A 23,356-nucleotide genomic window follows, 5' to 3' on the forward strand; every position below is an offset into this window, starting at 1 on the left:
AGTCCTTTCGACATTTGTGTCTATTTATTTACTAGTATATCAAAAAAGGTGTCTACTTTATTAGGATACATGCAATTTACTTAAATATGGGATAGCAAAGTATTCAATTAATAATTTGACAGTTAACGAGCAAAATCCACTTGCTAAAGGCTTTTATGAATACATGGGATTTGAAATATATAAAAGAACGGATTGCGACGAACAAGGTAATCCTTATCCGCTATTATATATGAAACTAACGAGCCAAAAGTAAAAGAACAGAATCGTTCAATGAAGCCATTTGTAAAAATGACTTGCTTGACGATTCTGTTCTTTTTTATTTCATGTCCCAAACTCGTATTAAACTAAAAATAGAGTAAAAATTTGAATGATAATTATTCCCGTTTTTTGCGGCGGGAAATGAGCATAGTCGAAGTAGCCAAAAGAAGCAAGGCTCCTAAAGCCACTGTCCAAGGCATCCCCCGGTCACCCGTGCTCGGTAGCGAAAAACCACCGATGTGCTGCGCATTCCCGTTTCCTGCAGTCGGGTTCCCGTTTTCGGTATGACTTCCGCCGCCGTTTTCACGAGCAATGATTTCGACTGGAACGCGGATTAGCGTACGATTGCCAGCTTTATCCTCCAGTTTCACTGTCACCACTTGCGAACCTGACTGGGTAAAATCAGGTTTGGTTTCATAAGTCACGGTTAAGTTGTCCGGCTCCACGCCTGCGTTATCATAGATATCCCGCAGAAGGTGACTTGGATCTTTTGGCGGGGCATCCCCTTGTTGGAATGTGTGTTTCACGGCTTTCGCTTCAGGCGGCGTTGTATCTTGTACCGTTTGCTTATTCGAAATCGGGCTCTTGTTCTCGGCGTCATCTGTCGCAACTGCTACATAATCCACATAAGGCGTGAGTGGCTGCTTGTCAGTAGGAATCGCCACAGAAAACTGGCCATCGGTGCCGGCTTTCGCTTTTGCCACTTCTTTTTGTTTCGCATCTAAAATAGATACCGTAGTGCCTGCTTCGGCTTGCCCGGTAAAGGCTTCATCTTGATCTCGGATTAGATTTAATGTAGGCGCTTTTGGCGCCACAACATCTTGTACGGTTACTTGTGTGGTCGCGGTTTTCCCGTGGATCATACTCGTTCCCGTCACGACTTCGCCGGCATGAAAGAACTTTCCTTTCGGAAGCGCCATCCGGAAGTTTCCTTGGGCATCTGTGCGAACATGATAAGAAGCTTGTACACGCGGATTGTCGCTTGGCATCGTTGGATTTGGAAGCGTCGCCACGCCTTCAAAGCGAATTAAAGCATCTGGATAGGATTTTCCGATCAGCGTGTAGCTGTGTTCATCTTTTGGATTATCCACGAGTGACTCGATTTGAATCGTAGGATCCACAGCATCATGAAGCGCTTGGGCTTTATCGAGTTCTTTTTGATAAAAATCTTTGACGAGCGGATCTAAAATGAGATCTAAATCAATTTGATTCTGAACCGCATCCAGATCTTCTTGAACAACTGGTAAACGGAGTTTCGAATGCGTATCATCTGTAAACAAACCATCCACGCCCGTCCGCACTTCTTCAATGCCTTGGTCGAGATCAAGGACAGCTAAATGGCTGTAAGAAACACTTGAAATTCCCTGTATATCTGGCATTGCGCCGACTAAAATAGTCACTTCTTCCCCTGTTCCAGTGAAAGACATAGTTTTGAGCAAGTTTGATTCAGCTTCTGCTTCCCGAAAATCTGGTTTGTTAGCTATTGTTTGGGACAAATAAAGATCAACAAGGGTACTCCCACCTCTACCAGATGAGCCAATAGGGCTGTCTTCGAAGGGGATTTGCGGGTTGACCAGTCGATCAGCAGACGCTTCTTTGTTAACTTCACTAGCCAATCCTTGATAAGAAAGTTGATAACGATGTCCTTTTATTGTAGGAATAGTTTGAATCGCACCTACATTGGATGTTCCGTTTGGAGATCCCATCACGCCGTCAACTAAAAATTCAATCGTTTTACGGGAAGAAGTTTGATTTTGCGTAACTCTTCCGTATTTTGTTCCAGTATAATATGAGAAATAGCCCTTTTCATCTACTTCAGTTTGTTCAAACATAGCACGCGGCCCTCTTTGATTGTCAGAAGTTACAGGCTGCCAGTATCCTTTCCCGAATTGAAGATGATTAAAACGATCCAATAGCTTCGGATCTGTTACCTCAGTAATCGTGTTTTCAATAGCTGGTTTTATGTTCTTTTTCGTACTAGCGTCTACTTGTGTTTTAGTTGTCCCGCCAAATGGCAACACCAAGCTAATGACTAGAACTAGAACGAGTGAAAAAATGGTAAAGCGAATTTGGTTTTTTTTCAATGGAATTAGCCTCCTAAATTTTGAAATGATAAAAATTTATTTGTTTTTCTTGTTAGATTTACGAGCGGCCGTGTTTTATCTTACTGATCACTAATTTCTTGTTTTAAATAGTTCGTTAAATTTCCTACATGGATTAATCTGCATTTTGGTTTCCAGTGAGCAACGATTCCGAGTCCTAAAAGTTCCTTGATCGCCTCGTTCGTTCTGGCTTTACCTGAGTTGGCTAGTTGGGCAATAAATGTTTGTGTGACAAATGGAGGGATAAAAACAAGCTCTGGATCTAGATCAGAAACTTCACCAACTTTTCCAATTACGCGAAACAACGCCCAAGCAACTTTTAACTGACTGTTTTTAATGGAGATGAAATTTGAAAGGGAAATGTGTGCCAGCTGTACAATGGTGCGCTCGAATAGGTGGTGATATTTTCTAGGTTCCACATACAAATGCGATAATAGAAATTCCTTTTCGATCTCATAAATTTTTACTGGAGTGACCGCAACAACTTGATATTGGATGAAATGAGGGATTTCCCATGTATAAGAATCGTCTACTAAAGCTTCTAAATTCAGAAGATCTCCTTCTACAAGAATCTCTGTGTTGACCTTTTCTCCTTGCCGATTGGTGGCTTGGACTAAAACAATGCCTTGACGAATCAGTAGAACTTTGTTGTCGTTTGCTGCGCTACTTTTGTAGCAAATTTGATCAGGTTCATAGAGAGTGGCGTTCCAAGAGGTGGAGTGCCACTCTCTAAACTCAGCGGTTTCATAAAACATAAAATTGATCCTTTCCAGTCTATGGTGGTATCTTTGTGCATAAAAGGGACGCTTTATACACAAGCTTTTTTCAAACACATAAATTCTTACAATCTAGCGTCTCCCCTTGGAAGTGCTGGATTGCTTTATTTAGAATATTTAGTACAACATTTGCTCATAAAACGTCCGTTTAAACAACAGTAATTTCAGTTATGACATAAGCTTTATGTGTAAAAAGGCTTAAGTTCTATCCTTAAAGCGAAAAACAGTAAATTTTAAATATCAACACGCGTGCAAGTAACATTTTAGTATAGGAACCTAGATTACGATCTTCTTAAAGAAACTAATTAAGTGTTTTATGTGACTTATTTGTGAACTTTTGAATCTTACTAAATTAAGCAAATTTAAAGAAAGAGTTATGAAAATCTCGAAAAAGGGAAAGGCTTTGTATATAAGGAAAGACGAGCTTTTTATCACAATGTGATTTTTTTGATTGATAAATTAAAGAGTAATTTTGAAAAAGAAAATTAATTTTTGTTTGTATTGGTTGACAATAAACGACTACAATTGTAGACTGTAAATATAGTTTACAATTGTAAACAAAAGTGCAGTTCGAACTGAGTCAGTTGGTAAAAAATCCATCTATCATCCTGCCATTCGTGAAGGGGATATACTGTTAAAGGCACAACAGAAAATTTATTTTCCCATATATGTGTAAAACGGATCGGAGAGGCGATCATGGATTTAGTCACAGAAGCGGGGTTAACGGATACTGATGTTGAGCGAATCAAAAAGCAACTAGCGAATAAGAAAACGGTCCAAGGTATTGAGTGCAACTCTATTCCCAAGAAAGAGGAACGGAATCACTCCCCTGCAAGAAAATAAAACCAGCTGAGAGTGAAGGGAATGAGTAAGGATTACAAGTTGATAAGGTTATATCAACAGTTGATGGATTATTTAGCTTGTGTTAGTGAAAATAGTAGGAGGAGTTTGTGATGAAACACGAAAAACAAAAGGAAGAAACAATGAACATGAATCACGAGGGACATGATCACAGCCAAATGGATCATTCGGCTGGTGGCCACGATCACCATGATATGGACAGTGGAGGAATGGACCATTCGATGCACATGGGGAATTTCAAACAAAAATTTTGGATTTCTCTTATTTTAGCGATTCCGATCATTGTTTTCTCGCCGATGATGGGAATGCAGCTACCTTTTCAATTTACTTTCCCCGGTTCGGATTGGGTCGTACTCATTTTAGCGACAATTCTTTTCATTTATGGTGGGCAACCATTCCTCAGTGGAGCTAAAATGGAACTGAAAATGAAGAGTCCGGCGATGATGACTTTGATCGCAATGGGGATCTCGGTTGCTTATGTCTATAGTTTGTATTCGTTTATTGCAAATAAAGTCAATCCGAATGACCATGTGATGGATTTCTTCTGGGAACTTGCAACGTTGATTGTGATTATGCTTTTGGGGCATTGGGTAGAAATGAACGCTATCTCTAACGCGGGTAACACGCTTAAGAAGTTGGCGGAATTGTTGCCAGATGAAGTTAACAAAATGGAAGCAGATGGTTCTACGAAAAAAGTGAAATTGCAAGATGTTCATCACGGGGATATTTTACTTGTTCGTGCAGGGGATAAGATGCCAACAGATGGTGTGATCACGAATGGCTCAACGATTGTGGATGAGTCCGCTGTAACGGGAGAGTCGAAGGGCGTTCAGAAAAACGTCGGTGAGACGGTCATCGGAGGTTCTGTTAACGGCGATGGGACCATTCAATTGAAAGTAACCGGAACTGGTGAAGATGGCTATTTGGCCAAAGTGATGACGATGGTCAAACAAGCACAACAAGAAAAATCAAAATTAGAGTCGGTTTCGGACAAGGTTGCTAAGTGGCTCTTTTATGTGGCTTTAGTTGCAGGGATTTTAGCTTTCATTATTTGGTTGATTGCAGCTGACTTACCACAAGCGCTAGACCGAATGGTAACGGTTTTTGTTATCGCATGTCCGCACGCATTAGGGTTAGCTATTCCTTTAGTTATCGCTCGTTCAACTTCGATAGCTGCTAAAAATGGCTTGTTACTAAAAAGTCGTCAAGCTTTAGAACAAGGAAATCAGTTGGATTATGTTTTCCTTGATAAAACGGGAACGCTAACAGAAGGTAAATTTACTGTAACAGGTGTTGAAACTTTGGCTGAGATGGACAAAACAGAAGCACTAAAATATATTGGTGCTTTGGAATCTCAAACAAACCATCCTCTAGCTGTTGGCGTCATGAATTACTTGAAAGCTGAAAAAATCGAAGCTTATCAAGCACAAGACGTTGCTACATTGAAAGGAATTGGCGTGAAAGGATTAGTAGAAGGCCGCGAGATCATTTTAGTTAATCAAAAAGAAATCGAACGGCGCAAGCTAAACTTTGAACTAGAAAAATTAAAAGAATATCAAGCGCAAGGAAATACGATTTCGTTTCTACTCGTTGATGATGAGTTAGTCGCTTTCTTCGCGATGGGGGATACTTTGAAGGACCAAGCACAAAACTTTATTACGAGCTTACGAGAAGTCGGAATTGAACCCGTGATGTTAACGGGAGACAATAAAGATGCTGCGGAAGCGGTCGCTCATTACCTGGATATCAAGGAGTTTTACAGCGAATTACTGCCAGATGATAAGGAAAAAATCATAAAACGTTACACGGATGAGGGCAAGAAAGCGATGATGGTTGGAGACGGAATTAATGATGCTCCGGCTCTTGCGAGAGCCTCGATCGGTATGGCAATTGGTGCAGGAACAGATATTGCGATTGACTCTGCCGATGTTGTCTTAACGAATAGTAACTTGCAAGATATTTTGAAATTTGTTCGCCTAGCTAAAAGAACGCATAGCAAGATGATTCAAAACCTTTGGTGGGGAGCTGGTTACAACATTCTAGCAATTCCGCTAGCTGTCGGTATCTTAGCTCCAATTGGGATTCTTTTGAGTCCAGCCGTTGGTGCGATTTTGATGTCACTAAGTACGATCATCGTAGCAATCAATGCTATGACTTTAGACGCCTGAGAAATCAGGCGTTTTTTAGTTTGAGCTCAGTTTTGTTGGTTTTTAAGCGCGCGATTTTTATCATGAATAAAAACGTGAAATTTAAAGGCAAGGCGATTATAATAAAAAAGCAGAGAGAAATTACAAACGAGAGCGATTTGGTGAGAAATGGAAGGAGAAGGAGTGCATAATGACAGAGCAAATACAGGAAAACGGTCCATTTTATCATGGAACAAAAGCTGAACTTCAAATCGGTGATTATTTAAATCCAGGTTTTCGTTCGAATTATCGCCCCAATGTCGTCATGAATCATATTTACTTTACCGCTTTAAAAGATGGGGCAAGTCTTGCGGCGGCTTTAGCACGTGGGGAAGGTGAGGAACATGTGTACCAAGTTGAGCCGACTGGCGATTTTGAAGATGATCCCAATGTGACGGATAAAAAATTCCCTGGGAATCCGACAAGATCTTACCGCAGTGCGTATCCGCTAAAGATTGTTGCAGAAATTACTGATTATAAGCGGCTTACAGATGAAGAGCGAGAAAGTTGGAAAAGGAACTTGGAAGCAGGAACCAAGCGGGATGAAGATATCATCAATTAACGTGTTCCAAGCTAAAGAGCTTGGAACACGTTAATTTGTAAAAAAGAAAAATTATGTTGCCAAGGAAGCTCGCACCCGATAAAATGAAAAGGTATGCAAAGCAGAAAGAAGGGACACGAAGTTGATTATTTTCTATGTTATGGCTGGGGTTCTTGCGGGAATGATGCTCCCTGTTCAAACCTCTGTAAACAACCGTTTAAAAGGTTACACGCAGTCGCCGTTTATTGCTTCTTTTATTTCATTTGCTGTTGGAAGTACGGTGCTTTTGATACTTACACTGCTAACTTTTCACAATTTTGGGATCATTCCTGAAGCGATTGCTGCTAATCCGTGGTGGATTTGGTTTGGCGGCGGCGCGCTCGGTATTATCTTTTTAACCAATAATATTTTACTTTTGCCACGACTCGGATCGGCGCTTACAGTGATGGTGACGGTTTGCGGGCAAATGGTGATGGCGATTTTGATCGACCAGTTTGGCTGGTTTAACTTGCCGGTACACGAACTAAATCTAGAACGGCTGCTCGGAATGGCGCTGATGTTTTTTGGCGTTTTCCTGATGCAACGCTTTTAAGGGAGGCGAACCAATATGGAAAGACAAGCGCCAAAAACGATGTTTCTCTTTATGCTGATGGGGTTTATTGCCGGAATGTTTTCGCCGATACAAACCTCGATTAACGGGAAACTACGGGTGGCCGTTGGTTCACCGTTTCTCGCTTCTTTCATCTCATTTTTAGTGGGAACGATTTTATTATTCCTCATTTGTTTGATTATCGAAAAACGAGTCACTTTCAAAGTGCGTGGCGTCGGCAAAATTCCGTTTTGGGTATTCACGGGTGGCATTATGGGTGTTGTTTTTGTGACATCCAATATCTTACTTTTGCCGATTTTAGGATCCGCAATGACTGTTGTTTTAGCCATTTGTGGACAAATGGTGATCGCGCTAATTATTGACCATTTTGGCTTTTTTGGCGTAATCAAGCATCCAATCAACCGTTACCGCATTATCGGCGTGCTAGCTATGATTGCAGGTATTCTTTTAATTCAAAACTTCTAAGCAGAAAAATTGTTTCTCTTCTCGTTTTAAGTTATAAAGAATTATATACTTACTTTAAATAAGTTGTAACGGAGGAGAAACAATGAAAATTGAAGTTTGGTCAGATTTTGTATGTCCATTTTGTTATATTGGCAAGAAAAATTTAGAAAAGGCGATCCAAAAAACGGGTCGTGAAGATATTGATATCGTTTTTCGCAGCTTTGAACTAGATCCAGATGCTCCGATTCAAACCGATCAGTCCATCCATGAAGCAATTGCGGCTAAATACGGAAAGTCGCTCGATGAAGCCAAACAAATGAATGCGCAAATCGGGGAAATGGCAGAGGTGGCAGGGCTACATTATGATTTTGATCGAATGAAACCTGCGAATACATTTCTTGTGCACCGCATTGCTCAATATGCGCGAACGGTTGGGAAAGAATTGGAATTCGTTGAGATTGGCATGGATGCTTATTTCACGAAGGGGGCCTTTTTAAATGACGAGGAAACCTTGGTGGAGCTTGCCGGTAAGGCAGGACTTGACGAAACAAAAGTACGGGAAATCATCCATTCGAAGGAGTATCTTGCACAAGTCCGCGTCGATGAAACTGAGGCGGTCGAGTATGGTGTAACGGGCGTCCCCTTTTTCTTGATTGATGAAAAATATGCAGTTTCTGGTGCGCAACCTGTTGAAAGCTTTGTGACAGTGCTTGAGCGCGCAGGCGGAACGAAAGCGGAAATTAAAGAAACGCAAGGGCCAGGCTGTGAAGGCGGAAGCTGTTCGATTTAAAGATTTAGCTGACTTTTTAATGAAGTCAGCTTTTTTTATGACGTTTTAAGTGAGCCGATTTTAGGTATAGAATAATGAAACGTTAAAAATGAATCAGTGGGGGGAGATTAATATGGCTAGTTATAAACGAATTTTAGTGGCAATAGACGGATCAGAGCAAGCGGAACAAGCGTTTACGGATGCAGTGAAACTTGCAAAAGATACGGGAGCTTCTCTTGCGATGGCAGCAGTTATTGATACGCGCTCTTTTCCTAGTTTTACGGTAGAAGGAACGACTTGGGAAGAAGAACTTCGCGAGGAAATGGAAACGGTGCTTCGTGGTTTTCAAGAAAAGGCGGAAGCGGAAGGGATTCAATCTGTAGGAACTTTTCTTGAAAGAGGAAATCCAAAGAAATTACTAGCAGAAGAAATCCCTGAACTATTTGGCGCCGACTTACTCGTTTGTGGAGCCACGGGGTTAAATCGTGTGGAAAAAATGATGATGGGAAGTGTCTCATCTTACTTGGTACAACATGCGAAATGCAGCGTCTTGATTGCACGCTGAGTTAGAATGGCGAGCCTTTATGGCTCGCTTTTTTATGTGAACAGATTTCACAAAGTTTTTTTGTGAAAAAAGATTTGTTTTGGTGTACATAACATTCGATGTCAGTTATAATGTTTTTAGAGAAAGCGCTTACTTTTAGTCTGTTCAACATATCTTTGTGAAGAGGAAGTGGTGGCGACTGGGAAAAGATTGTGATTTTTTTTGAAGAGAAAAGATTAGGTTCACAATTTCACATTGGTGACTGAAGCGTTAGTCCAAAAGGAAAGAGGAGCGATCAATGTTTTCTGTAAAAGAAGCGGAAAATCTTAGCCCGTTTGAACTAGGGCTATTTCTAGAAAAAAGTGCAAAAAAAGCCGTAAAAAATAGCGTGCCACTCAATGCGGGCAGGGGGAACCTGAATTGGACAGCGGCCGCGCCGCGCGAAGCGTTTTTCTTACTTGGCTTATTTGTAGTTTCGGAGATGGAGCGAGTTCGGCAAGGTGAACTTTCTGGAATGCCTGCTCGTATGGAGATGCTTGGTCGATTTGAAGCATTTCTAGCGGCACAAAAAGAAACGCCGGGAAAGAATTTGCTTGTCGGGATTTGGGGAAAAGGAGAGCGCGTTCTCGGAGCGGATAAGCATGACTGGTTGTTTGAATTTGTTGATGCAATTACGGGAGATAATTATCCAAATCCAGATCGGGTCTTAAATTATGTGGAAAAAGCCATTAAAGCGTATTTAGAAAAAGAAATCTTTGAAGGACTTGAACGTCCATTCGATATTTTTGCCGTCGAAGGGGGAACGGCAGGAATTTGTTACTTATTTGATTCACTGGTGAGCAACTTTTTACTGCAACCAGGGGATAAAATTGCACTGATGATCCCAACTTTCACACCGTATTTAGAAATTCCACAACTATCGCGTTACCGGTTTGATGTGGTTCAAATTCGTTCGACGCCTGAACTAATTGATGGGAGACTAACGTATCAATTCAATTCGCGGGAAATTGAAAAATTACGTGATTCCTCAATTAAAGCCGTTTTTATGGTGAATCCAAGTAATCCAAGTTCTTCCTCGCTTAAGGAAGAAACGATTCTTCAGTTGAAAGATATCGTTCAAATGGATAATCCGGATTTGATGATTTTGACAGATGATGTTTACGGGACATTTGTTCCTAAATTCCAATCTGTTTTTAGCGTCTTGCCATTTAATACGGCTTGTATTTATTCATTTTCTAAATATTTTGGTGCGACAGGTTGGCGTCTTGGGACAATTGCTTTAGCGGAAGAAAACGTTTTTGACGCTAAATTAAAACAGTTATCACAAGAATTTACACGGGAGCTCGAGATAAGGTATGAAGTGATTACAAAAGAAACAGAAAAGTTTAAGTTTATCGACCGCCTTGTTGCAGACAGCAGGGAAGTCGCACTGAATCATGCGGCAGGTCTTTCCACGCCGCAACAAGTGCAAATGGCTTTATTTTCGCTGTTTTCCTTGTTAGATGAGGAAGAGTCATATAAGAAAAAAGCACAGTCCATTTGTCGTTACAGGCAAAAGTTGTTGTATGAAGAACTCGATCTTGTAATGCCATTTGACCATTATGATTCCGCGTATTATTGTGAGTTTGATTTGCTTGAATGGATGAAAACACATTTTGGTGAACAATTTGGACTAGATTTTCAAAAAGAAACGAGCATTACTAATTTCTTAATGCGTCTTGCACTAGAACACGGCTTGGTGTTATTAAAAGGGAGCGGTTTTGGTGGCAGCGAATGGTCGGTTCGAATTTCGCTGGCTAATCTAGAAACCAAGGATTACAAGGAAATTGGGCGGCGCATTAAAAAAATGGTTTCCGATGAATTTTTGAAATGGCAATTTGAACGTGGACAAGTGAAATAAGAGAGAAAACGGTTTCCATTTTTGGAAGCCGTTTTTTTTATAGAAAAGTCAATTTTTTGAAGCTTTTTTTGGTAAGGCATGCTAAACTTAAAATAGACAAAATGAAAATGGGAGCCTGCCAAACCAACTTTTACAGATTTGAAAGCCATATCAAATGAAAAGCGGATTTTTGGCAGCATAAAAAGAAATTTGTCATAAATGTTTGCAAAAAAATAAGTTTCATCTATAGTTTTTACTTTGAAGGGGGAAATGAATTGGGTATACTTTTTTTTAGCTTCGGACTTCTATTTGTTGGTTTAATGTCACTTGCAGCGCGTGCTGTTCTCGCGATTTGGATTTATAAAGATGCAGAACGTCGGGGAATGAATCCTGTTTTATGGTGTCTATTAGTTATTTTTACAAGCGCGATTATTGTGCTGCTTGTTTATCTATTTGCGAAGAAGCCATCGCTTGAACCTAAAAGAGGAATTGGACTTCTCATCACGGGTTGTATTTTGACAGGACTTAGTTTTATACTTAGCATTTTTGTGGTTCTTGGTTTATTTGGATCTTTCCTTTATGAAATTCAACATGATCCAGATACTTATGACAAAAACTATGAATTTTATGATGAAGACGGATTTGATAGCGACGACAGCGGATATGAATTTTAAACGATTGCCCCTGCCTTAAAAAGTAGGGGCTTTTGTTTTTTGATGAATTTGGGTATAGAGTGTAAGAGAGAATTTTTGGGTGAGGAGAATGTCGGATGGATACGATCATTTTGATCACAATTTTGATTGTGATTGTTGGGCTCGCATTTGATTTTATCAATGGCTTTCATGATATTGCCAATGCGGTAGCAACCTGTATTTCAACACGAGCTCTAAAACCGCGTGTAGCGATTATGATGGCGGCTGTGATGAACTTTTTAGGAGCCATTTCTTTTACTGGGGTCGCGGAAGGTTTAACGAGAAATATTGTAGATCCCTTTTCTTTACATAATGGAGAATTTGTAGTCCTTTGCGGCTTAGTGGCAGCTGTCATTTGGAATTTACTAACTTGGGTCATTGGGATGCCAAGCAGTTCTTCACATGCTTTGATTGGATCCATTGCAGGTGCGGCGATTGCTTCAGCTGGATTCACTTCGCTAAACTATGCTGGATTCGGAACAATCATTATTGCACTAATTATCTCACCTATTCTTGGATTTACCATTGGGTATTTGATTTACTCAGCCTTTAAATGGATTTTTCGCAATCGTAAACGCGTTAAAACGAACCGTCATTTCCGAGTCGCGCAAATTTTTACGGCAGCTATCCAAGCTTATGCGCACGGAACCAATGATGCCCAAAAAACAATGGGAATGATCACCTTAGCGCTCGTTGCAAGTGGACTTTTGAAAGAAAGCGCAGGCGTTCCTTTCTGGGTGCAATTTCTATGTGCCGCTTCGATGGCGATTGGCTCATCTGTCGGCGGATTTCGTATCATCAAGACAGTGGGAACAAAAATTATGCGGATTGAACCCGTCACAGGGGTTGCCGCAGATGTTAGCTCGCTTTCCGTGATTATGACCGCAACGCTTACACACCTTCCAGTCAGCACCACACAAGTTATTGATAGCTCGATCATGGGCGTTGGAACAGCCAATCACAAGAAAGAAGTGAACTGGCGCACAGGAAAGAATATGCTTGTGACGTGGATTATTACACTGCCGATTTCCGCTTGTATGGCAGCTGTTGTATACTGGCTTGCAGCCGCGATCTTTTTGTGAAAACGGATGGGTCGCAATTGTCCCATTTTGCGGGGCTTCAAATTGGCGAGAAGGACTAGCAAAATTTGAAAAGCATACGTAAAACCGCTATGATGAAAGTATGGATTAGGAAAAGAAATATTTTGGAAACGGAGGACGAATGAATTGGAATTTAGAGTAAATCAAATCAATGTGGAACAATTTAACTTTGAAACGCTTCAAGCACCACAGGAAAATGCAGAAAATAGCATTCAAGTTCAATTAAATGAAGTGGAACCAACAGGGGACGACAAGTCGATTTTAGATGAAGGTAAAATTTTTAAAGTAGACATGCCGTTTTCACTTGTGCTAGATCGGTTTAAAATTAATGGTCATATTAGCCGCATCGTTCAAGTGGTCGACTTTTTTGGTGCAGCCGAAGAACTTGGCGCTGAGCGGGCAGAGGAAATGTCGAAACCGCTGATTAGTTATATTAAGCGTTTGACTTATGAAGTAACTGAGATTGCATTTGATGAGCCCGGTTACGAGCTTGATTTCGAAAGCCATTTATAAGCAGAAAAGTATCGTTTTTGAAACGGTACTTTTTTTGTTATTGAATCTTGGCGTGATTTTCGCTATGATGAGGGAAAGAGAAATGGAGGGACGAGTTATGACAAGAAATGACGAAGAACCAAAAATGTTTGACAAAGAAAAAGTCAAAGAAGTTTCTGAAAAAATAGAAGAAAAAGCAGGAGACGCGGCAGGAAAAGCAGGGGAAATCCTCGGCGATACTGCGAAACTGGCCTTCTATGGCTCGCTTGAAGCAGCCAAAGTGATCGGGAAAACTGGCGGTGCCTTCTTTAAAGGTCTAAAACGCGGGTTTGAGGGAGATCAAGAGAAAGAATAAAGGATAGAGCTAGTCAATTTTGAATCGCAAATTGTTCAGAGGGGTTGCTTTTTTTGTTAGAATATTTTTCAAGTTTGAATCCAGTCCTGCTGGCTTTACTGGCCGGACTGTTCACTTGGGGCTGTACGGCTTTAGGTGCAGCTCTTGTTTTCTTTTTTAAAGATTTAAATCAAAAATGGACCAATGTGATGTTGGGTTTTGCGGCGGGTGTTATGATTGCGGCGAGTTTTTGGTCGCTATTAAGTCCAGCAATTGAGCGGAGCGAAGGAATGGGCTTCTTTTCATTTGTTCCTGCGCTTGTCGGGTTTATACTGGGCGGCGTATTTTTACGCCTGATAGACAGACTAATTCCCCATCTCCATCTTGGGTTTCCTGAAAAAGATAAAGAAGGACCAAAGACCAAACTGCATAAGAGTATTCTCCTTGTCCTTTCGATTACGATCCATAATATTCCAGAAGGTGCAGCCGTTGGGGTTGCCTTTGGTGCTGTTCTTGTTGGCGATACGGAGACCTTCATAACCGCCGTTGTGCTAGCACTTGGAATCGGCATTCAAAATTTCCCTGAAGGTGCGGCTGTTTCGATTCCGCTTCGCGGGGAAGGGCTTAGTCGAGCAAAAAGCTTTTGGTACGGCCAGTTGTCTGCGATCGTGGAGCCGATTTTTGCAGTCATTGGTGCGCTCCTTGTTGTGTTTGTCACGCCAATTTTACCATACGCGCTGGCTTTTGCTGCCGGGGCAATGATTTTCGTTGTGGTGGAGGAACTTATTCCTGAGTCACAAGTGGAAGGTTCAACTGACCTTGCGACAGCTGCTACGATGGCTGGTTTTGCTGTTATGATGGTGCTCGATGTGGCACTTGGTTAAAAAATTCTAAATGGATGCGGAAAAGTTTTTCTTTTCCGTGTTTTTTTATTTTAAAATAATAAATTTGTTTTATATACAATTTACCGAATGTATAAAAATCCACGAATGAAATTTAGGAAAATGGCTGGATTTTTGTTTGAAAGTCTGTATAATATGGGACGGGGTTGGGGAACTCATTTAGTTAAAGAGGTGTTATTTATGAATCGTAAAATACTTTGGCTGAGTCTTGCAGCACTCGTAATCGTAGTTGGGGCTATATGGGGTTTCTTTGCTTACCAAAATCATGAACTTGAACAAGCACGTGAAAAAATCTCAAGAGATGTTGAACGGGAGATGGATCAAAAAATTGGTCGGGGGAATTTCCATAAAGTTGAACAAACAAATAAGAAAAATTCAAATACCACGATGTTTATCCCGATTTTGAAAGACAAATCGGATAATCAAGCTTTGAAACAGAAAATACTGGATGCGGCCAAAATGGAACAAAATGACTCAAATAATTTAGTGTTTTTCATTTTTGATAGACAGAGAACTGGACATGGTGTGGAAGGCTATCGCTTGAAGAAAATTAGATATGACCGAGCTGGATTTGGTTACAAACGAACTTCAGAAAGACAATTCGATCAGCAACTTGTGGACGTGGATACGGGCAAGGTGCTTACGCTTGGCGAGGTGCTAAGTCCTGATCCGGATGCGCTTCTTGAGCTCAAGCTTGCTATGCAGAAAGCGATTATCGCGCAGAAAAAATTGCCACTCGAACAAATGGTGGATTTAGGAAAAGCAAAATATCCAGAACAACTTTCGGAAACGAGTATCAACCTCACGAATAAGACGCTTACGCTGCCGATTTCGATTTCAAATCATCCGAAGTTGAAGCACGTCGCTGTACCGCTTTCTTATTTGGCGGGGCATGTGAAACCGAAATATTTAGCACCCGGAACTGAAGGAGAAAAACCACTAAGGCCTGCAAATTCGGGGAAGAAAATTGCACTGACGTTTGATGATGGACCGAGCAGAAAAGTGACACCGCGGGTTCTTGCTTTGCTTAAAAAATATCACGCAAAAGCGACTTTTTTCGTGCTGGGTTCTGAGGTGACGGCAAATCCAGGGCTTGTGAAGCAGGAACTGATGGCTGGACACGAGGTTGGTAACCATTCGTGGAGCCATCCGCAACTGACGAAGCTTTCGAACGCCGAGGTTTCGGAGCAAGTTTTGAAGACGCAAATGGCGGTGTATGAACAAACGGGCTATTTTCCAGAGCTCATGAGGCCTCCTTATGGGGCGGTTCATCATGATACGGCGCTTGCTATTGGGCTTCCGCTTGCGCAGTGGACGGTTGATACGGAGGATTGGAAATATAAAAGTGGTCGCCTTGTCACGAATAAAGTGCTAAAAAGTGCGCGCGATGGGGGAATTATTTTGATGCATGATATCCACGAAACAACGGCGGATGGCCTTGAGGAGACGCTTAAGCAACTGAAAAAGCAAGGTTACGAGTTTGTTACGGTCAGTGAGCTTTTGAATCGAAAATTAGAGATTGGTCATGAGTATTTTGATACCACGCAGGAAAAAGCCGTGTAAATAGTTATTATAGAAAGCAGAAACTCTTTGTGGTTTCTGCTTTTTTGTATGTAAGCCTGTTGTGATGCGGTTTTAGCAGAGGAATGTAAAAAAAAAATAAAAATTACTTTGACAGATAGAGTAATACATGGTAAACTTTTTTATGTTATCAACTCTATCTGATAGAGTAATGTGTGGCAGAGTAATTTAGGGAGGTGGTCAAAATCCGCAGTGATATCTTAAGAGGCCACGTGGATTCGATTATTTTGCGGATTCTTTCGGATGGTGATTCCTATGGATATGCGATTTCGAAGGAAATTGGTGATCGGACGAAAGAAAAATTTCAAATTAAGGAAGCGACGCTTTATGCGGTTTTTCAACGGCTCGAAAAAAAGGGCTTGATAAAAAGCTATTACGGAGATCGCAGTCATGGCGGCAAGCGAAAGTATTATTCGCTAACGCGGCGCGGGGAACTTTATTTGAATGAAATGATTGAAGAATGGCAAGAAATTAAAGAAGTGATTAACGTCTTTTTGGAGGAGAGGGAAAATTGAGAAGAATATATGAATTTGTAGAAAAGTTGTTTGATGATGTACCTGAGACGGAACGTTCTGAGCAAGTCAAAGAAGAAATTATGCAAGACATGGAAGAAAAGGTATATGACTTGATGCACGAAGGTAAATCCCAAGAAGATGCAATCAATAAGGTGATTATTGAATTTGGCGATTTTGATGAAATTAAAGAGGAACTAAAAATTGGTGGAAGTAAGAAGCTAGGTTTTGCAAAACTAAACTTAGGATTTTCAATTTGGGGCAGTATTCTCATCATTGCTTTGATGGTATTTATCAATTTTTACTATACACCTAAAGTGATTTGGTTCATTTACCCAACTTTTGCTGTTTTATGGTGGCCACTTGCTATGTTTTATTATTTAAATCGCAAAAAAGAGGAGCTGAAATAACATGGATAAAAGTACAAGAGGGTTTTTAGCATTTAGTTCGTTTCTTATCGCGGGTTTTTTAATAGCCCTTAATTTTCTTGTTTTTCCTGGAGGAGATTGGTCTTTTTATACGGCTATTTTACTTTTAGTCCCGATTTTATTCTTTTTGCTTGATGGCAGTCGCCATTTGAAATTGTTTTCTGTTTTATGCAGTGTACTCATTATAGCAGTGCTTACGATTATAAATTTAAGAGAAACACCAAATTATTTGTGGGTGCTATATGCGATTCCAGCAGTTCTCGCTTGGCCTCTTGTCATTTTAATGGGAGAACGTGCTGCATCATTTATTTATTCGACACTCGCGAGTTTGCTACTTGTTCTTAGTTATATTTTGCTAAATGTTTATTTCGAACCGAGTTTTCCTTTTAGCATTTTCACAACGTTCGCGATTATGTGGTGGCCGCTTTCAGTTGGCATCAACTATTTCCCACGCGGCTTTTCAGTCGTTGCTACCATTTGGCTGATTTTGTTTTTCATTGTTGCTAATGCGGTCACAACAGATGTGATTTGGTGGATTTATCCTGCGTTTGCTAGTTTATTTTGGCCGCTTTCGATCCTGCTTGCACGGTATCTGCTGACTTATTCGATTATTTCGACATTATTGCTTAGTATCTTTTTTATTGTCGTCAATGTGATTACTTCGCGCGAAACCATTTGGGCAATCTATCCTATTTTCGGAATCTTATGGTGGCCACTTTCGATTTATTTCTTCGTGTATCGGCGCAAACAAACAAAAGAAAAATTTAGTTAGTTTTTTCTGGTTCTTTCATAAACAGATGGTATAATAAAAATTGAATCTGTTGAAAGCGGGAAATTAGATGTTAAAAACGAAGAAATTTTGGATTATAGTAAGTTTTGCTTGTGTTTTATTGATTATGGGAACACTTTTGAAGTCTTCCTCGCAAACCTATGATGAGCAATCACTTGTTCCGATGATGGACAAAGTTTTGGCAGGAAAGCCTCTTGAAGGAGCGTTGTCTCATATCTCATTCATGTACGCTGGAGAAGAAGTGAGTATTTCGAACTTAGGCTACAGCAAATTTTTGGAATTCTTCATTCGAAAAGGTGCTCACTTTATGACATATTTTGTTATGGGAGCGGGGCTATTTGCTGGTATTTATCTCTTAGGAGGAAGAAAACGCTTAGCATTTCTTGTAGCGCTCCTCGTTCCACTTTTATTTGCAGCAAGTGATGAAATTCATCAGCATTTTACAGGTGGGCGAACGCCGCTTGTGCAGGACGTGATTTTAGATTTCTGCGGGGCGACAGTTGGTGCTCTGATATGCTTTTGGCTATTTCGACACTTTAAAAAACGCAAAAATAACCGCCGAACAGCTTAGAAAAAATCTAAGCTGTTTTTTTATAGCAAGAAAGTGAGGGATTTGGAAAATGGAAATTTATTTACCAAAAAGTTGTGAAAATGCACCTCGGAAAAAAATCGTGGCCGACTTTACGATCGCTTTATTAAAGCAAACAGAGGAAGCAGTCAAGGAACACGCGGCTCCTGATATTCAGATTAAATATCTTCATGAAAAACGAACGATTGTGGGAATTGATGATGTACTTAGTTATTTGCAAAAGAAAAGGACGAATGAAATCTGCCGGGTGGAAGTAGATCAAGTTTTGACGCATGGTAAAGGATCAGCGATTAATGGTCAACTTTTTTTGGCGAACGAGCAAGTGATCGATTTTTGTTACGTTTATTTATTCGCTAGTACTTTGAAAACAGCAAAAGTAAAGGAAATAAAATCGTATTGGCTTATATAAAAAAGTTAGAAAAACTTGGCGGTTATTTCTTACGCAAATCATTAAAAATCATATAGTAAACAGGTTTGAAAATGAGTGAATAGGGAAGTAGAAAGGAGACTAAAAGAAAGAAGGTAATCACATGGAACAACGAGAAAGGTTGCAGATTCTAAAGGATATCATAAACATTGATTCAACGAATGGAAACGAAGAAGCAGTGGCCAACTATTTAGGAGAATTACTTTCAAGACACGGAATTGACTCGAAAAAAGTTCAGTACGCGGAAAAGCGCGCTAGCTTAGTCAGTGAAATCGGCGATGGCGGGAACCGAGTATTGGGACTTTCTGGTCACATGGATGTCGTGGATGCGGGGGATCCTTCAAAATGGACGTACCCACCTTTTGAAGCGACGGAAAAAGATGGAAAACTTTACGGACGTGGCTCAACAGACATGAAATCAGGACTTGCGGCGATGGTGATCGCGATGATTGAACTGAAAGATGAAAAGAAAAATTTACCAGGAAAGGTAAAACTGTTAGCCACCGTCGGAGAAGAGGTTGGAGAGCTAGGAGCAGAACAACTTACATCGGAAGGTTATGCGGATGATCTGGATGCCCTCATCATTGGGGAACCAAGCGGTCCACGGATTTGGTATGCCCACAAAGGCTCAATGAATTATACAGTCACTTCTTACGGCAAGAATGCTCACAGTTCGATGCCAGAGTTTGGGGTCAATGCCATTGATAATTTAGCCTTGTTTTATAACGAAGTAGAAAAATTTGTGGCTTCCGTTAAGGAAACGAATCCCTTACTTGGAAACTTTACGCACAATGCAACGGTGATTTCCGGTGGGAACCAAGTGAATAGTATTCCTGAACTTGCGAAGATGCAAGGGAATATTCGGACGATACCTGAAGTGGATAATGACGAAATTAAAAATGTATTTGCGAAAATCGTGGACAAGTTAAATGCAGAAAAAAATGTGAAATTGGAACTTGTCTGGGATTACGATAAGCTTCCAGTCTTTAGTGATAAAGATTCGGATATTGCGAAAATTGGTCAGGTTGCATATGAAAAACAAGCAGGTCAAAAAATTGACTTAGTTACTTCACCGGGAACAACCGATGCAGCCGAGTTCATCAAAGCGAAAAAAGAGTTCCCAGTGATTATTTTCGGTCCTGGTGTCATTGAAACCGCGCATCAAATTGATGAATATGTAGCAATCGAAAATTATACGGATATGATTGAAGTCTACAAAGAAATGATTATCCAATTTCTAGCTGAAAAATAAACCAAAAGAAGCGTTCAAACGTGAGTTTGAACGCTTCTTTTTTTAAAAGTCTGCAATCACGGATTTTAAGCGGTCAATGACGAGGCTACTTCCGCCTCGGCCTTTTACATCTTCAATCATGCCGACGAGTAGCGCATCTGGCTGATCTGCGTTAAAGGCATATATAAAGCCATTTTCATCGCCATCTTCACCTTGTTTTTGCTTCAACTCGGCTGTCCCGGTTTTTGCCGCCAAATTTTTGCCACTTACTGCAAGGCCATGTGCCGTTCCGTTTGGATCAGAAACCGTTTTAATGAGTGCTTCTTTCACAGTATCTGCGGATTCTTTCTTCACGGCTTGCTGAGGCGCTTTGGCTTTTTGTGAAACGGTGAGTTTTGGATAAACCGTTTTGCCTCCGTTTGCAATGGCAGAATAAAGTGCAGCCTGCTCAATCGGGCTCATCAAGAGTTGCCCTTGGCCGTAAGCTGTGTCTGCCAAGAGAATTTCAGATTTCAGTCCCTCATTTGAAATTTGAGCAGCTTTCATTTCGATTGGCAAGTCAGCATATTTTTCGCCAAAATTGAATTTCTTGAGTTCCTTTTCAAATCGCTCGGCACCAATCTCCAGTCCTTCTTGCGCAAAATAAATATTATCCGAGTAAACGAGCGCATCCACCATATTGACATGAGCTTTCTCATGCACGCGCGTTACCGAATATTTGCCCCAAGAAGCATCTTTTTGCCACTTCAAGCCGCTGATGTCACGTACCTTACCTGGCTTAGTCACGCCAAGATCGAGTCCAATTGCTGCTGTGATCGTCTTAAAAGTGGAGCCCGGCGCATAGCGAGCGGCATAACGCGCAAGAAATGGCATCCGCTCATCTTCACTGTATTTTTTATAATCTTCCGTGCGAATTCCGGCTGCCATTTGGTTGGCATCATAAGAAGGCGTGCTGACAAGAGCGAGCAGTTCCCCGTTTTGCGGATTAATCACAGTCGCGGCTCCTGTTTCTTTTGCTAGTCCTGCATAAGTTTTTTGCTGTAAATCGGCATCGATCGTAAGCTTAATTGTTTTTCCATCTTTCCTTGCAACTTTTTGCAAGGTCGTTTCGTGTTTCGTGCGGTCATTAACGATTTTAATGGTTCCGCCGCTTTCCCCGTGTAAATCTTTATCATAATAACGCTCAAGACCTGTTTTTCCGATTACATCGCCAACTTTTAATTGGGGATTTTTTTCGATATCTTCGGCGCTCACTTCCCCGACGTAACCAAGTAAGTGAGAAGAGGCTTGGTTGAGCGGATAAGTGCGCAATACTTTTTGTGAGTAAGCGATCCCAGTTAAGTCAGATGTTACGCCATCAAAAACAGTTTTTAACGGAACAAAACTATCTTTTTTCACCCATTTTTGTTCGAGCGCTTCTTCGATTTCAGATACAGGGACTTTGATTTCCTTGCTGATTGCGGCGATTCGTTTTGCTTTTTCATCACCGCTTGCAAGTAGTTTTGGGACAACCCCAACTTCATAAAAATTTCCCATGGTCGCGAGTTTTTCTCCAGTTCGATCGACAATATCGCCGCGACGGGCTTCATCTGTTTCAAGGCGAACTTTGTCATCAGCCACCATTCCCGGGAAAATGAGTGCTGGTTTCCAATTGATTTTCCACTCATCTTCATCTTTGGCTTTCGAAATTGTCGTTTTATATGTTTGATTTTTTAGTTTTCCAAGGCTCGTTCGCATAGAAAGTTCATAGCTAAGGTCATAAATACGGCTATTTGCGCCAGGTTTGACTTTTAAATTTTTAACAGTAATATCCTGAACCCCGACACCGCCATACACGACTTGATATTTTTCTTGCAAGCGCTTTTTTGTAAAACCGACCTCTTTTAAAGAATCTGTAGTGACGTCTTGCGCGAGTTGCTTATATTTTCCTTCTTTTAAGTTTGTAGTGAAGGATTCCGCTACTTGCTTGGCCTTTTTGTCTGCAGACTGATTCAAGAAAACAAAGAAAAGCGCTGCTGCAGCAATCAAAAGGACCACAATACTACCAAAAGTGATTTGCCAGCCTTTTCGTTTGTAAATTGGTTGTTTCACCCGTTTTCCTCCTTTTTTCAAGAAACTGAATGGTTGCTTTTTTTGAATCGATTCTTCTTTACAATTAATAATATAGCAAAATTCTGCTCAGAAAGGCATGTTTTTAAATTTCTTTAATAATTCTTATAAGTTTATTGTTCACCTTTTGATTTGATTTAGTGTAAGATGAAGGAAGAAAATGCAAAGCTTTGCAAAAAATGAGTTGAGGTGGAAGTTATGGCACGACATGCTGAGCGAAAAAAAATGAGAAAAGGGCGAGTTTTCGGCACGATTTTAGTGTTGCTACTTATTCTAGTGTTGGTGTTCGGTGTAATCGGCTTTTTCCAATATAAATCAAGTTTGAAAAAGGCTGAAAATGCCAGTCAAATGAAGAGTTTTGAATTTAACGGAGCGAAAACGGAAGGAAATGAAATCAATGTGCTCTTCATCGGAAGTGATTCGCGTGGTGCGGACCAAGGGCGTTCCGACTCACTGATGATTGCGCATTATGATAAAAAAACGAAAAAACCCAAACTCGTTTCTTTGATGCGAGATACGTATGTTGATATTCCTGGACACGGGAAAAATAAAATTAATGCAGCTTATTCGTATGGGGGACCAGAACTTATTAGGCAAACAGTCGAAGAAAATTTTGGTGTGAAATGTAATTATTATGTAGTCACGAATTTTGATAGTTTCGCGAAGATTATTGATGTCCTTGCGCCAGACGGCATTGAAATTGACGCGGAGAAGGATATGTCGGAAAACATTGATGCGAACATTAAAGCTGGAAAGCAAAAGATGGATGGGCACACGTTGTTACAATACGCTAGGTTCCGTCATGACGCGGAAGGCGACTTCGGGCGTGTCCGTAGGCAACAACAAGTACTAAGCGCGGTGAAAGAACAAGCGATCACTGCGACAAGTATTTTCAAAATGCCAAGCGTACTTGGGACCGTGCAAGGTTACACGTCGACAGATTTACCAACTTCACTTGTTTTAAAAACGGGGGCAGATTTTGTACTGGGTCGCACGGATGACCTTAAAACTCTCACCGTTCCAGTGAAAGGAACTTGGGAAAATCAACGGATTGCTGGGGCTGGATCGGTTCTGCGGATTGATATTGCTGCGAATCAAAAAGCGATTCAAGATTTTTTCGATAAGTAAAGGAAATTAAGCCGCTTTTCTTCTTAATGAGAAAAGCGGTTTTTCTATGGAAATAAAAAATTTTTAAAAAA

Annotated in this window: 24 protein-coding genes; 21 read left to right on the forward strand and 3 right to left on the reverse strand. The window is 40.7% G+C overall.

Annotated elements, in window-relative coordinates; genetic code table 11:
* Nucleotides 1-374 precede the first annotated feature (374 nt).
* Both HCK02_RS05770 and HCK02_RS05775 read right to left on the reverse strand, forming a co-directional pair.
* Entirely contained in the window at nucleotides 375-2,342 is a 1,968-nt protein-coding gene (locus tag HCK02_RS05770) for an Ig-like domain-containing protein (protein ID WP_167629144.1), read from the reverse strand.
* 80 nt (nucleotides 2,343-2,422) lie between these two features.
* The gene (locus HCK02_RS05775; protein ID WP_167629145.1) at nucleotides 2,423-3,115 is read right to left on the reverse strand and encodes a Crp/Fnr family transcriptional regulator; all 693 of its coding nucleotides are present in this window, start codon (nucleotides 3,113-3,115) and stop codon (nucleotides 2,423-2,425) included.
* 717 nt (nucleotides 3,116-3,832) lie between these two features.
* Here HCK02_RS05775 and HCK02_RS05780 point away from each other — a divergent pair.
* The 20 genes from HCK02_RS05780 (at nucleotide 3,833) to HCK02_RS05875 (ending at nucleotide 20,069) form a co-directional block, all read left to right on the forward strand.
* The gene (locus HCK02_RS05780; protein ID WP_167629146.1) at nucleotides 3,833-3,979 is read left to right on the forward strand and encodes a hypothetical protein; all 147 of its coding nucleotides are present in this window, start codon (nucleotides 3,833-3,835) and stop codon (nucleotides 3,977-3,979) included.
* A gap of 140 nt (nucleotides 3,980-4,119) precedes the next feature.
* Complete coding sequence (locus HCK02_RS05785; RefSeq protein ID WP_208970447.1) at nucleotides 4,120-6,165, forward strand: heavy metal translocating P-type ATPase; 2,046 nt, start codon at nucleotides 4,120-4,122, stop codon at nucleotides 6,163-6,165.
* A gap of 169 nt (nucleotides 6,166-6,334) precedes the next feature.
* Nucleotides 6,335-6,745, forward strand: coding sequence for an NAD(+)--rifampin ADP-ribosyltransferase (gene arr / locus HCK02_RS05790; protein WP_167629148.1), 411 nt, complete (start codon nucleotides 6,335-6,337; stop codon nucleotides 6,743-6,745).
* A gap of 139 nt (nucleotides 6,746-6,884) precedes the next feature.
* Nucleotides 6,885-7,316: a DMT family transporter gene (locus HCK02_RS05795; RefSeq protein ID WP_420812308.1), complete on the forward strand. Its 432-nt coding sequence runs from the start codon at nucleotides 6,885-6,887 to the stop codon at nucleotides 7,314-7,316.
* 15 nt (nucleotides 7,317-7,331) lie between these two features.
* On the forward strand, nucleotides 7,332-7,799 hold the full coding sequence (locus HCK02_RS05800) for a DMT family transporter (protein ID WP_167629149.1): 468 nt from the start codon (nucleotides 7,332-7,334) through the stop codon (nucleotides 7,797-7,799).
* Nucleotides 7,800-7,881: 82 nt separating this feature from the next.
* Nucleotides 7,882-8,568: a DsbA family oxidoreductase gene (locus HCK02_RS05805; RefSeq protein WP_167629150.1), complete on the forward strand. Its 687-nt coding sequence runs from the start codon at nucleotides 7,882-7,884 to the stop codon at nucleotides 8,566-8,568.
* A gap of 112 nt (nucleotides 8,569-8,680) precedes the next feature.
* Nucleotides 8,681-9,112 (forward strand): universal stress protein, encoded by a 432-nt coding sequence (locus HCK02_RS05810; RefSeq protein WP_167629151.1) that lies wholly within the window; start codon nucleotides 8,681-8,683, stop codon nucleotides 9,110-9,112.
* A gap of 277 nt (nucleotides 9,113-9,389) precedes the next feature.
* On the forward strand, nucleotides 9,390-10,991 hold the full coding sequence (aspD, locus tag HCK02_RS05815) for an aspartate 4-decarboxylase (protein WP_167629152.1): 1,602 nt from the start codon (nucleotides 9,390-9,392) through the stop codon (nucleotides 10,989-10,991).
* A gap of 254 nt (nucleotides 10,992-11,245) precedes the next feature.
* Entirely contained in the window at nucleotides 11,246-11,644 is a 399-nt protein-coding gene (locus HCK02_RS05820) for a peptidase (RefSeq protein ID WP_246215534.1), read from the forward strand.
* 95 nt (nucleotides 11,645-11,739) lie between these two features.
* Nucleotides 11,740-12,744, forward strand: a complete 1,005-nt coding sequence (locus HCK02_RS05825; protein ID WP_167629153.1) for an inorganic phosphate transporter — start codon at nucleotides 11,740-11,742, stop codon at nucleotides 12,742-12,744.
* Between the two features lie 144 nt (nucleotides 12,745-12,888).
* The gene (locus tag HCK02_RS05830; protein ID WP_167629154.1) at nucleotides 12,889-13,275 is read left to right on the forward strand and encodes a DUF1149 family protein; all 387 of its coding nucleotides are present in this window, start codon (nucleotides 12,889-12,891) and stop codon (nucleotides 13,273-13,275) included.
* 97 nt (nucleotides 13,276-13,372) lie between these two features.
* Nucleotides 13,373-13,609, forward strand: a complete 237-nt coding sequence (locus tag HCK02_RS05835; RefSeq protein ID WP_167629155.1) for a hypothetical protein — start codon at nucleotides 13,373-13,375, stop codon at nucleotides 13,607-13,609.
* Between the two features lie 53 nt (nucleotides 13,610-13,662).
* Entirely contained in the window at nucleotides 13,663-14,472 is an 810-nt protein-coding gene (locus HCK02_RS05840) for a ZIP family metal transporter (protein WP_167629156.1), read from the forward strand.
* Nucleotides 14,473-14,670: 198 nt separating this feature from the next.
* Nucleotides 14,671-16,053, forward strand: coding sequence for a polysaccharide deacetylase family protein (locus HCK02_RS05845; protein ID WP_167629157.1), 1,383 nt, complete (start codon nucleotides 14,671-14,673; stop codon nucleotides 16,051-16,053).
* A gap of 230 nt (nucleotides 16,054-16,283) precedes the next feature.
* Nucleotides 16,284-16,586, forward strand: coding sequence for a PadR family transcriptional regulator (locus HCK02_RS05850; protein ID WP_246215535.1), 303 nt, complete (start codon nucleotides 16,284-16,286; stop codon nucleotides 16,584-16,586).
* Nucleotides 16,583-16,993, forward strand: coding sequence for a permease prefix domain 1-containing protein (locus tag HCK02_RS05855; RefSeq protein WP_167629158.1), 411 nt, complete (start codon nucleotides 16,583-16,585; stop codon nucleotides 16,991-16,993). Before HCK02_RS05850 ends, HCK02_RS05855 begins: the two co-directional genes overlap by 4 nt.
* A gap of 1 nt (nucleotide 16,994) precedes the next feature.
* Nucleotides 16,995-17,783 carry a hypothetical protein gene (locus HCK02_RS05860; RefSeq protein ID WP_167629159.1) on the forward strand — a complete coding sequence of 263 codons (789 nt, stop codon included), beginning with the start codon at nucleotides 16,995-16,997 and terminating at the stop codon, nucleotides 17,781-17,783.
* A gap of 67 nt (nucleotides 17,784-17,850) precedes the next feature.
* Nucleotides 17,851-18,372, forward strand: coding sequence for a VanZ family protein (locus HCK02_RS05865; protein WP_167629160.1), 522 nt, complete (start codon nucleotides 17,851-17,853; stop codon nucleotides 18,370-18,372).
* Between the two features lie 49 nt (nucleotides 18,373-18,421).
* Nucleotides 18,422-18,799: a hypothetical protein gene (locus tag HCK02_RS05870; protein WP_167629161.1), complete on the forward strand. Its 378-nt coding sequence runs from the start codon at nucleotides 18,422-18,424 to the stop codon at nucleotides 18,797-18,799.
* 121 nt (nucleotides 18,800-18,920) lie between these two features.
* On the forward strand, nucleotides 18,921-20,069 hold the full coding sequence (locus tag HCK02_RS05875; protein ID WP_167629162.1) for an ArgE/DapE family deacylase: 1,149 nt from the start codon (nucleotides 18,921-18,923) through the stop codon (nucleotides 20,067-20,069).
* Between the two features lie 42 nt (nucleotides 20,070-20,111).
* On the opposite strand, the gene pbp4 is transcribed toward HCK02_RS05875, so the two are convergent.
* The gene (pbp4, locus tag HCK02_RS05880) at nucleotides 20,112-22,139 is read right to left on the reverse strand and encodes a penicillin-binding protein PBP4(5) (protein WP_167629163.1); all 2,028 of its coding nucleotides are present in this window, start codon (nucleotides 22,137-22,139) and stop codon (nucleotides 20,112-20,114) included.
* Between the two features lie 216 nt (nucleotides 22,140-22,355).
* Between pbp4 and HCK02_RS05885 the strand changes: the two genes are divergently transcribed.
* A complete protein-coding gene (locus HCK02_RS05885; RefSeq protein ID WP_167629164.1) occupies nucleotides 22,356-23,285 on the forward strand; it encodes an LCP family protein in 930 nt (309 codons plus the stop codon).
* Nucleotides 23,286-23,356: the final 71 nt, after the last annotated feature.

The organism is Listeria valentina, from assembly GCF_011800755.1.
Lineage (GTDB): Bacteria > Bacillota > Bacilli > Lactobacillales > Listeriaceae > Listeria > Listeria valentina.